Origin of the sequence: Flavobacterium pectinovorum, from assembly GCF_006438875.1 — a bacterium.
In the GTDB taxonomy this organism is placed as follows: Bacteria; Bacteroidota; Bacteroidia; order Flavobacteriales; family Flavobacteriaceae; genus Flavobacterium; species Flavobacterium pectinovorum_A.
On record NZ_RCZH01000005.1, the window covers coordinates 389,184 to 399,949 of the forward strand.

The 10,766-nt window shown below is 33.3% G+C and carries 9 protein-coding genes and 1 pseudogene; 8 read left to right on the forward strand and 2 right to left on the reverse strand.

From position 1 onward, the window contains the following. Positions 1-435 precede the first annotated feature (435 nt). A complete protein-coding gene (locus EAH81_RS09905; RefSeq protein ID WP_140506447.1) occupies positions 436-1,071 on the forward strand; it encodes a sugar-binding protein in 636 nt (211 codons plus the stop codon). Between the two features lie 565 nt (positions 1,072-1,636). Here EAH81_RS09905 and EAH81_RS09910 read toward each other — a convergent pair. Then, positions 1,637-2,677: a LacI family DNA-binding transcriptional regulator gene (locus tag EAH81_RS09910; RefSeq protein WP_140506450.1), complete on the reverse strand. Its 1,041-nt coding sequence runs from the start codon at positions 2,675-2,677 to the stop codon at positions 1,637-1,639. A 231-nt stretch (positions 2,678-2,908) separates the two neighbouring features. On the opposite strand from EAH81_RS09910, the gene EAH81_RS09915 reads away from it, so the two are divergent. The 7 genes from EAH81_RS09915 (at position 2,909) to EAH81_RS09945 (ending at position 10,476) form a co-directional block, all read left to right on the forward strand. After that, on the forward strand, positions 2,909-4,000 hold the full coding sequence (locus EAH81_RS09915; protein ID WP_140506452.1) for a mevalonate kinase: 1,092 nt from the start codon (positions 2,909-2,911) through the stop codon (positions 3,998-4,000). A gap of 9 nt (positions 4,001-4,009) precedes the next feature. After that, positions 4,010-4,885 carry a sugar phosphate nucleotidyltransferase gene (locus EAH81_RS09920; protein ID WP_140506455.1) on the forward strand — a complete coding sequence of 292 codons (876 nt, stop codon included), beginning with the start codon at positions 4,010-4,012 and terminating at the stop codon, positions 4,883-4,885. 181 nt (positions 4,886-5,066) lie between these two features. Continuing rightward, a complete protein-coding gene (locus EAH81_RS09925) occupies positions 5,067-6,440 on the forward strand; it encodes a sugar MFS transporter (protein WP_170214128.1) in 1,374 nt (457 codons plus the stop codon). A gap of 33 nt (positions 6,441-6,473) precedes the next feature. Continuing rightward, positions 6,474-8,402: a glucosamine-6-phosphate deaminase gene (gene nagB / locus EAH81_RS09930; RefSeq protein ID WP_140506457.1), complete on the forward strand. Its 1,929-nt coding sequence runs from the start codon at positions 6,474-6,476 to the stop codon at positions 8,400-8,402. Between the two features lie 170 nt (positions 8,403-8,572). After that, positions 8,573-8,803 carry a DUF3820 family protein gene (locus EAH81_RS09935; RefSeq protein ID WP_140506459.1) on the forward strand — a complete coding sequence of 77 codons (231 nt, stop codon included), beginning with the start codon at positions 8,573-8,575 and terminating at the stop codon, positions 8,801-8,803. 268 nt (positions 8,804-9,071) lie between these two features. Next, positions 9,072-9,905, forward strand: coding sequence for a DUF6625 family protein (locus EAH81_RS09940; protein WP_140506461.1), 834 nt, complete (start codon positions 9,072-9,074; stop codon positions 9,903-9,905). A gap of 76 nt (positions 9,906-9,981) precedes the next feature. Then, the gene (locus EAH81_RS09945) at positions 9,982-10,476 is read left to right on the forward strand and encodes a hypothetical protein (RefSeq protein ID WP_140506463.1); all 495 of its coding nucleotides are present in this window, start codon (positions 9,982-9,984) and stop codon (positions 10,474-10,476) included. Positions 10,477-10,485: 9 nt separating this feature from the next. On the opposite strand, the pseudogene EAH81_RS09950 reads toward EAH81_RS09945, so the two are convergent. Next, a pseudogene (locus EAH81_RS09950) lies at positions 10,486-10,766 on the reverse strand (IS982 family transposase); the annotation flags it as partial.

Genomic DNA, 10,766 nt, shown 5'->3' on the forward strand with positions numbered 1-10,766 from the left:
AGAAAAAACATAAAAAATGTGCTCGAACACACAAAATTTATGTTCTCGAGCACATAAAATTGTGCAAAACGTTTTTTTTGACATAAAATCGTGTGATTTGTATAAAATATTTTGGAAATAAAAGTCCTTCCATATTTGAGGTTATTTTATGCTAAATTGTTATTTATATGAATTATAAATGTTGTTTATATAAAATCTTGTGAATTTCGTAATCACGAGATCTGATTTGTAATAATTAAACAGGCTTTTCTTATGGAATTATTTAACAGAAAAATTGATTTATACGGATTTTATTTAATTAAAAAAGAAGCTGCTTTTTTGTGAATTTTGAAGTATATTAGTTCTTCCGAAAAGTGTTTAAAAATAGGACATTATTTTAGCGCATTTTCAGTTTATAGGAAAGTGAAAAAATAACAAAATTTAAGAATCAGAATTGTGAAAGAATATCAGGTAATTTTAATAGATAAAAACGAGAAAAAATCTAATGAAATTTTAGATTCGGTGCTTTGGAAAAAAGCAAATTGTCTCACCGATTTTTCTTCACCTTGGAAAAACGACCCTTTTTCTAAAATAGAATTCAGGGCACTTTGGGATCTTGAAAATCTCTTTTTTAATTTCAGGGTTTTTGATACTGATATTTATTTGGATCGAAAAGATGATAGTTTTGACAGCATCGGAAATTCTGATAGAGTAGAACTTTTCTTTCGTGCAAATGATTCTTTAAACCCTTATTATTGCATCGAAATGGATACTGCAGCAAGAATAATGGATTTTGAAGCCCGACCAAACAAAGATTTCGATTTTAATTGGAAATGGCCTAAGAATGAGATAGAAGTAAAAGTATCAAAAGAGGAAACTTCATTTACGGTTGAAGGCAGAATTAGCATTCAATCCTTAGAAGCTCTCAATTTAATTCAGAACAATACAATCAAAGCAGGAGTTTTTAGGGCAAAATTTTCTTTGGTTGAAAATCTGCAATATGATGCAACCTGGATTTCGTGGGTAAACCCAAATACCGAAACACCTAATTTTCATATCGCTTCTTCTTTCGGGAAATTTAAATTGTTGTAAAAAAGGTGCAGAGGTTTAAAGGCTCAGAGGGACAAAGGTTTTTGCCCACGGATTAAATTGATTGAACGGGTTTTCGATGGTTTTGTATGTACAAAATTAATCGCGCAAAGTCGCAAAGTTTTAATGTAGAGACGCACAGCAGTGCGTCTTTGGTAGTTGGAATTTTCTTGTAGAATTGTGAAAAAAAAATCTGCAAGAACCCGTTCAATCCGCAAAAACCGCGTGCCATTACACAAGAAACTTCGTAATCAAGATCGCCAATCTTTGTCGAGCTACTAGTGTGATTTCTCCTTGCGTCGAAATTGAAAGATTGTGGTTATCATTGCGAAGGATGGATTAAAATCCATCCCTACAATATATTTTTGTTCGTCCGGAACTTTTTCTAAAATTCCGAAGGTATGGAGTATTTTGTAGCAACGGATTTTGATCCATTGAAAAGGACAAAAAGATTTGGTTTTATAATAGAAATCGGAATGACAAATCAGATGGAATTTATTTTGCAACACTACGATATAAGAAACTTTAAAAAAAACTTTGTGTCTTAGCGACTTCGTGGCAAATCACACTAAGAAACATAAAATGAAGCATTCTCCACATTAATAATATCAATAGGAAGTAAAATGGTTTCCGGAATATCTTTTCGGAATAAAAAATGTTCTACTAAAGTACTCACTCCAAGATAAGCTTGTCTTTTTTGATTTTGGTGAATTAAAAAATGAACCAATCCCTGATTTAGGAAGTTTACATTTTTTTCGACTAAATCGTAACCAATAATCGCAATCTTTCTCGTTTTTATCGAAGATAAGATAGAAGCAATTTGATAGGCTTTCGAAGTTGTGATGAATATTCCTTTCAAGTTTGGATTTTCTTCTACAAAAGCTAAAAATTTAGTTTCAACATTTGGATGTTTTAATTTTAGAGTGGTCAATGAAAAACCGGAAATCTTTTTTTCGTCAAAATAATTTCTAAAACCTTTTTCCTTCTCCTGCATGTGAACCGCATTTTTAAGGCTTTCGTCAATATGTATAATCGCAATTTGACCATCTGTTAAAATCAGGTTCATTAAACTGGCAGCCACTCGACCACTTTTATACAAATCCTGTCCAACAAAACTTTTGATGGATTCGCCTTCGATTTGATTATTAAAAGTATTCACCATAATATTCAATTCGTCGTATTGTTTTACGATTTCCAAAGTTTCCTTATGAAACAACGGAGCGATCAAAACGGCATCAGGCGATTGCTTGATAATATTTTCGTTTGTATTTAAAAACGATTTGGTGCTTTCCGGATTAAAATAGTGCGTTTCAATCACCACACTATACGCCTTAAATTCCGTTATTGCTTCCTGAATTCCGTTTACACAAGGAAGCCAGTACGAGTCAATTTCAGGATCCGGAAGTAAAACACAAATTCTATAGACTTTTGTGCTCTTTAGATTTCGGGCAATTAAGTTGGGCTCATAATCGATAACGTTCAAAACTTCGTTTATCTTTTCTAAAGCTGTTGGAGATACTTTTCCTCTATTGTGCAAAACGCGGTCAACAGTTCCTTTAGAAACTCCAGCCATTTTTGCTATATCCTTAATTGTGTACTTTTTATCCATATGAGCAAATATAGAAACTTTGATTTAATTATTTTAAAAATTCTGTCAGAATTATTTAGTGTGCTCGAGAACATTTATTTTGTGTGTTCGAGCACATTTTTTGTTTTTTTCTTGTTTTATAAAAATATAATATATAGTTTCGTAGAATCAAAACCAGAAAACTAAAATAAATCCTTAACCAATTAATGTTGTAATTTACTGTATTACAGCGTTTTATTATAGAATTATAAAGTGAAAAAAATTACTTCATTAGCCCCAGGTCGGACATGTCTCTTTGGAGATCATCAAGATTATTTAGGATTGCCGGTTATAGCCTGTGCAATTGATCGAAATATAAAACTAACTGCCGAACAAAATAATACCAATACGTTTGTTCTCAATATGATTGATATCGACGAAGTTCGTGTCATAAATATTGATGCAACTTTTGACAAATTAGAACCACGGGACTATTTTGCTTCATCATTGCGGGTATTGCGCAGATATGGTTGTGTGCCAAATGTGGGATACAATATCACCATTACCGGAGATATCCCTATTAACTCAGGAACATCAAGTTCATCGGCATTATTAATGGCTTGGATTCGTTTTTTGATTACTGCTTTTGGAGTTGATAATGAAATTACGCCCGAATTTATTTCAAAAATCGGCTACGAATCTGAAGTTTTAGAACACGGAGAACCGGGCGGAATGATGGATCATTTTAGTATTGGAGTAGGGAATATTGTTTACATCAATACAAAAGATCCTTTCTCGTACAAAATTATCGGAACAGAATTAAAAGGTTTGATTACCGGCGTCTCTGGTGTTCCAAAAGAAACAATTGGATTACTGGGCGAAGTAAAAGGAAATGCTTTGATAGCAATTGATATTGTCAAACAGAATTTCCCTGATTTTGATCTAAATACTTCTGAAATTGAAGATTTAGACCAATATAGAAATTGTTTACCAGACCGATTAATACCTTATTTTGATGCTGCACTAAAAAATTTCCATTATACAAAAGAAGCTTTAAAAGAGTTCGAAAAGCCAGTTTTAGATCTTAAAAAAATAGGCGAATTGATGAATCAGCATCATGAAGTTTTACGCGATTTATTGAAAATTACAGTTCCGCGAATTGATGATATGATCAATGCAGCTTTGCGTGCCGGTGCTTACGGAGCTAAAATTGTAGGTTCAGGCGGCGGCGGAAGTATTGTTGTAATTGCCGATCCAAAAAATGAAGATTCGGTAATTGAAGCTATTTTAAAAGCCGGAGCTCAGGAAGCTTATGGCGTGTCTGTAGATCCGGGTGTGAGAATTATTGAAAATATTGAAATTTAAAAAATAAGTATGCACAACAATTTAGTTATTCTTGCGGGCGGAGCTTCGTCTCGTATGAAAAAAGAAGCAGTTTTAGATAATTTATCTCCCGAAGAAATCGCTCAGGCAAATGAACGAAGCAAAGGTTTAATTGGAGTAGGCGGAAGCGGAAGACCTTTATTGGATTATCTTTTATTGAATGCCAAAAAAGCGGGATATAAGAATATCTATATTATAATAGGAGAGCAGGGAGAATTGTTTAAAGAGTTTTACGGAAGTCAAAATGTAAATAATGATTTTCATGGACTTAATATTTCATTTGCTGTGCAATATATTCCCGACGGAAGAGTAAAACCATTTGGCACTGCCGATGCTTTGTTTCAGGCGGTAGAACAATTTCCGGAATTGAATTCTCAGCAATATTCTGTTTGTAACAGCGATAATTTATATTCGGCGAAAGCTTTATTGGCGCTTAGAGAAACCACTAGTCCAAACGCTTTTATTGCGTATGATCGTGATGCATTAGAATTTCCTTCTGAAAGAATTTCGCGTTTTGCCATTGCCAAATTGGATAAAAACAATCAGTTATTAGACATTTTAGAAAAACCTTCGACAGAAGTTTTAAATGATTATAAAGATGTTGAAGGAAAAATTAGAGTAAGTATGAATGCTTTTAAATTTAACGGAAGTACTTTATATACCCATCTTAAAAATTGCCCTGTTCATCCTGAAAGAGACGAAAAAGAATTGCCAACAGTACTTTTAAATTCGGTAAACGAAAACCCAAATACAACGATAGGAATTCCGTTTTCAGAACACGTTCCGGACTTGACAGCAAAAGAAGATATTGCAGATGTAAAAGAATATTTAAAAAAATATTACCCCGTTTTAGACTGGGGCGCCTAAAAAAAATTAACAAAAATTTGATATCTAATTTACCAATAAGTACAACTTATTAGACTACTTTTGTCTTTCACTGCAAAAAAAACGCATATATTTGCGTAAATATTGCAAATAACTACAAGAGTGTTGCTGTTATTTTAGATTCAGAAAACCACTAATCTATTAACAATCAACCAAAAGTATTATGTCAAACATTGAAAGTGCATTACATATAGACAAGAGGAGTACTATTATTCCGATGATAATCTTAACTGCATTATTTTTTATTCTGGGTTTTGTGACCTGGCTAAATGGGCCTTTAATCCCATTTTTTCAATTGGCATGCGAGTTGACCTCTTCTCAGGCTTATTTTGTAACTTTTGCTTTTTATATCGCCTATTTTGTTATGGCAATTCCATCCTCTTGGGTGATTGAAAAAGTAGGGTATAAAAATGGTATTTCATTAGGATTATTAATCATTGCAGCAGGCGCATTTACGTTTTATCCCGCAGCCGAAAGCAGAACCTTTTTATTGTTCTTAATAGCATTATTTATAATGGGAACCGGTTTGGCAATTTTGCAGACAGCATCAAATCCTTATGTAGTTGTGATTGGTCCAAGAGAAAGCGCTGCCGCCAGAATTAGTGTTTTAGGAATCGCCAATAAATTAGCCGGATTTGTGGCGCCACTTATATTGACAGCTTTGGTTTTGTCTAATATGCAGGAGTTTACCGCAGACAAAATTGCATTACTGGATTCAGTTTCAAAAACAAATGCTCTAAATGCTCTTGCATTACAATTGCAAAGACCTTATCTTTATATGGGATTGATTATTATGGTTTTGGCGCTTTTAGTAAAGCTATCGCCACTTCCGGAAATCGATTTGGATGAAGACGGAAATGTAACGCATTTAAGTATTTTTAAGCAAATCAGAAACGCATTCAGACGTCCGCAATTGGTTTTAGGCGTAGTTACTTTAATGCTGTATTTGGCTGCCGAAGTTTTAGCCGGAGATTCTATTGGAGGTTTCGGAAAAGAGTTGGGAGTTTATGGAACAGAAGGAAATTTTTATTTAAAGTTAACTTCTTTCACAATGTCAGCAATGGTTGTGGGTTATATATTAGGAATCACATTAATTCCAAAATACCTTTCACAGGTAACGGCTTTAAAAGCGTCAGGAGTTTTAGGTTTGATTTTAGTATTGGCAATCGTTTTGATTTCGCCTAAAATAATGGTTCAGCTGCCTGGAATTCCAAATTTGCCTGTTGTAATACTTTTAGTAGCATTATTGGGTTTGGCAAATGCACTTTGCTGGCCTGCAATATGGCCAATGGCGTTGGAAGATTTAGGTGGATATACTAAAATTGGAAGTGCAATTTTGATTATGGGAATCATTGGAGGAGCAATTTTTCCTTTGTTTTACGGAATAATCACAGAAAATATAAATGCATCAAATATTGCAGACGGAACCGCAGCAGTTTCAAAAAGCGGAAACCAAATTGCCTATTTAATGTTATTACCATCTTATTTAATGATTCTTTTTTATGCTATAAAAGGTCATAAATACCGAAAATGGTAAAATTAAAGAGAGAAATTAAAAAAAGACTATATCATGTTAAAAAGTAAAATCGACAAAGCAACGGGGTTCGAGAAACGATTCGAAAACATCAATACAGTTGTTTTTGAAAATTCAAATGATGCTTCAAAAGCGGTTGCTCAGGAAATTGCAGCTTTAATTCAATCCAAACAAAAAGAAAACAAGCCTTGTATTTTAGGTCTTGCGACTGGTTCTTCTCCAAAAGGATTATATGCAGAATTAGTTCGTTTGCATAAAGAAGAAGGTTTGAGTTTCAAGAATGTAATCAGTTTTAACTTGGATGAATATTATCCAATGGAACCAAACTCGATCAACAGCTACGTTCGTTTCATGAAAGAATTGCTGTTTGATCATGTCGATATTTTACCTGAAAACGCACACGTTCCTAACGGACTTTTAACAAAACAAGAAATCGCCGATTATTGCCACGATTATGAAGCTAAAATCGAAGCTTTGGGCGGAATCGATCTCCAGATTCTGGGAATTGGTGGTAACGGACATATTGGTTTTAATGAGTCAGGATCGTTACAAAACTCTAAAACTCGTTTAGTAGCTTTAGATCACATTACAAGAGTTGCCGCAAGCAAAGATTTCTTCGGATTGAGCAATACACCAAGAACAGCAATAACGCTTGGAGTGAAAAAAATCATGGAAGCTAAAAGAGTAATCTTACTGGCTTGGGGAGAAGGAAAAGCAAATGTTGTAAAAAGATCTGTAGAAGATGAAGTTACGAATCGCGTACCCGCTTCATTTTTGCAAGAGCATAATAATGCTGTTTTTATTCTAGATAAAGAGGCTTCTTCAAAACTAACGAGAATCAACAAACCTTGGTTGGTAGAAAAAGTAATCTGGACAGACAAATTAACCCGTAAAGCGGTTTTAGGATTGGCGCTTCAGCTTAAAAAACCAATTTTAATGCTTACGGATGCTGATTATATCGAACACGGAATGAGCGATTTATTGGCTGATTCAGGTCCGGCATACGACATCAATATTAAGATATTCAATAAATTACAAAATACAATCACAGGCTGGCCAGGCGGGAAACCAAATGCAGACGATACAAACCGTCCTGAAAGAGCAGAACCGGCAAGAAAGCGTGTCTTGATTTTTAGTCCGCACCCTGATGATGATATCATTAGTATGGGAGGAACTTTTATGCGTTTGCAAGAACAAGGGCATGAAGTTCATGTAGCGTATCAAACCTCAGGAAATATTGCTGTGGCGGATGATGAAGCGTTGCGTTTTGCAAGATTCGTAATTGATTACAATGAAAAATTCGGAATTAAAAGTGCCGAAGCAGATAACATTTACCAAAAAGCACAAACTTTTCTGGAAAACAAAAAGAACAGCGAAATCGACATTCCGGAAGTTCGTTATATCAAAGGATTAATCCGAAAAGGAGAAGCACGATCCACAAGCCATTTTGTTGGTTTAACCGATGATCAGATTCATTTTATGGAATTGCCTTTCTATGAAACTGGAACTATCGAGAAAAAGCCAATCGGAAAAGAAGATATTCAATTGACGATGGATTTAATCGAAAAAATTAAACCGCATCAAATCTATGCTGCAGGAGATTTAGCAGATCCACACGGAACTCATAAAGTATGTCTGGATGCTATTTTCGAAGCTGTAAAAGCCCTGAAGCCAAAATCATTTATGGACGATTGTTGGTTATGGTTATACCGTGGAGCTTGGCAGGAATGGGGAATTGACGAGGTCGAAATGGCTGTACCAATGAGCCCGGATCAGGTTTTGGCAAAACGTCACGGAATTTTCAAACACCAATCTCAAAAAGATGGAGTTGTTTTTCAAGGAACTGACGCCAGAGAATTTTGGCAAAGAGCTGAAGACAGAAATGCAGAAACAGCAGCTTTGTACCAACAATTAGGTTTGGCAACTTACGCAGCAATGGAAGCGTTTGTGAGATGGCACTACTAAGTCACAGTTTTCAGTGGCAGTAAACAGTCAGTTGTAAACTGAAAACTGTGACTGCGACTGTAAACTTTTTTAAAATCTGTGGCAAAAAAATAATAGCTTTGCATCAATTAGAAGCAAGAAAAGAGAATAAGTCAATATTCTTTTCTCTTGCTTCTTTCTTCTTTAAAAAAATGGAACCAGACAAAAAACTTCTTATAAAATTAGCGCACACCAAAATGCCTTTCGGGAAATACGAAGGATGGTTTTTAATCGATTTACCCGAATATTATGTCGTTTGGTATCAGAATAAAGGTTTTCCAAAAGGAGAATTAGGGCAGCAATTAGCGCTTGTATACGAGCTAAAACTAAACGGTTTGGAAGAATTAATTCGGAATATTAAAAAGCAATATCCAAAACCTTAAAAAATAGTAAGAAAAATCTTTTGCTATATCGTTTTTTTTATTTATGTTTGGTATATAAAAATATTACAATTTTTAAAAACAAATTGATACCACAGAATTCGAGACTGAATTTATAAATGTGTACAAGTCAAGATTTAAAAATGTTACTATTTTTATTTGATATAAAAAATATTATAATTTTTATAAACATATTGATACCACAGAATTCAAGCCTGAATTTATAAATGTGTACAAGTCAATGTTTTAAAGAATTATAATATTTTTTTTTATGTTAAAATTTACTTCAGTAGCAAGTATAACTTGCTGGTACGGGAAATATCCCTGGTACCTTCCTTATTTTTTACATTCCTGCTCTTTTAACCCTACGGTTGATTTTTATATTATTACTGATAATAGTAGTAAGATTGAGAACAAACCTGACAATGTAAAAATAATTTACAAAACTCTTGATGAAATCAAAGCAACAGCTTCAGAAAAGCTTGGTTTCGCTGTAAATATTGATTATCCCTATAAATTATGCGATTTTAAACCTGCTTATGGTTTTTTGTTTCCGGAAATTATTAATGGATATGATTTTTGGGGAATAGCTGATATTGACATTGTTTATGGATCTATTCGAAATTTCATGACCGAAGAAATTTTAAAAAATCATGATATTATAAGTAGTCGGCATGATTACCTAACAGGCTCTTTCTGTTTGTTTCGAAATAATGATTATATCAATCATCTGTTTATGAAGAGTAAAGATTACAAAATGATTTTTAGTAACCCTGTTCACTTTTGTTTTGATGAATGTAATTTTCTTTTTGAAAAGCTAAAATCGGGAATTTCAATATTAGAAATAAATAATCCGATTGAAAGTATGACCTACATAATCAAAAAAGAAGAAAAGCTAAACAGGCTTAAAGCTTTTTTTGATTTTATAATAGTTGAAGGTTTGCCGGGAAATATTGAATGGAATAATGGAAAATTAGTATATAAAGACATGTACGAAGTTATGTTTTATCATTTAATAGAATTTAAAACTTCATGTATTGAACGAAAAACATTAAAACCAATTCCCCTAAAGTATTTTTTTACAAAAACTCAAATAATGGAATAATGTTAATGTTTTAAATTATAAGTATTTATTTATAAATAATTATATATTTGTAGTATTAATTTTAAAATATACCATTATGAGAATTAAAAAAATGAGTTTTGCAGATATTGAAGAGACAATGTGCAAAGAAGAAATGAAATGTATAATGGGAGGTAGCGGATCTGGTGGATCTGTTGGTGGAGGAAGTTATAATACTAATGGATCGTTAATGTACGGAGGAAGTAATCCACCAGCTTATAGTGGTTCTGGAGGTTATTATGGTAATACAGAAGGTTGGGGTTCTGGATTTACAACTCCAAGCTCAGGAGGCTCCTCATCATCAGGAGGAAGTGGAAGTTCTTCTCCAATGATAATAACTACTGGATGGCTTCCAACTGATATTGGTATAAAAACAACGGATCCAGTTTCTATAAGTAGATATATCGATTTTATTAATCTTAATAATGGTATTGTAACCAGTAGTCAAGTTGCAACATTTATAATGAATGAAGGTTCATTGGCAGGTCAAAGAGAAAATAGTATTCAATTATATGGAACAGTATTGAATAATGTTACAGTTTATAATAATTAATTCAAGTTGCTAGTTGATTGCTTTATTTAACTGGAGTCCAAATACAAACAATGTCAGTTTTATCAAAAAACCTTCTAATGTTACTGCATGTATAGTTCTTGGAAACATTTTTTTTATGTCGCTTATTGTTGTTTCTACTCTTTTTCTCATTTTTAACTTTTCATTTTTTTGCTCTATTGTATCTGTTCGTTTAGCATTTGACTTTCTTTGAATTTTTAATAAAACACATTTTTTCATTAGGGCAAAATCTTCTAAACCGTAATCAGTATAAGCACTATCTCCATAAATCG

Bases quoted from the DNA above. Each gene is read 5' to 3' on its own strand.
- EAH81_RS09910 (WP_140506450.1), bottom strand. From the start codon at position 2,677: ATGGATAAAAAGTACACAATTAAGGATATAGCAAAAATGGCTGGAGTT.
- EAH81_RS09920 (WP_140506455.1), top strand. From the start codon at position 4,010: ATGCACAACAATTTAGTTATTCTTGCGGGCGGAGCTTCGTCTCGTATG.
- EAH81_RS09925 (WP_170214128.1), top strand. From the start codon at position 5,067: ATGTCAAACATTGAAAGTGCATTACATATAGACAAGAGGAGTACTATT.
- nagB (WP_140506457.1), top strand. From the start codon at position 6,474: ATGTTAAAAAGTAAAATCGACAAAGCAACGGGGTTCGAGAAACGATTC.
- EAH81_RS09935 (WP_140506459.1), top strand. From the start codon at position 8,573: ATGGAACCAGACAAAAAACTTCTTATAAAATTAGCGCACACCAAAATG.
- EAH81_RS09940 (WP_140506461.1), top strand. From the start codon at position 9,072: ATGTTAAAATTTACTTCAGTAGCAAGTATAACTTGCTGGTACGGGAAA.
- EAH81_RS09945 (WP_140506463.1), top strand. From the start codon at position 9,982: ATGAGAATTAAAAAAATGAGTTTTGCAGATATTGAAGAGACAATGTGC.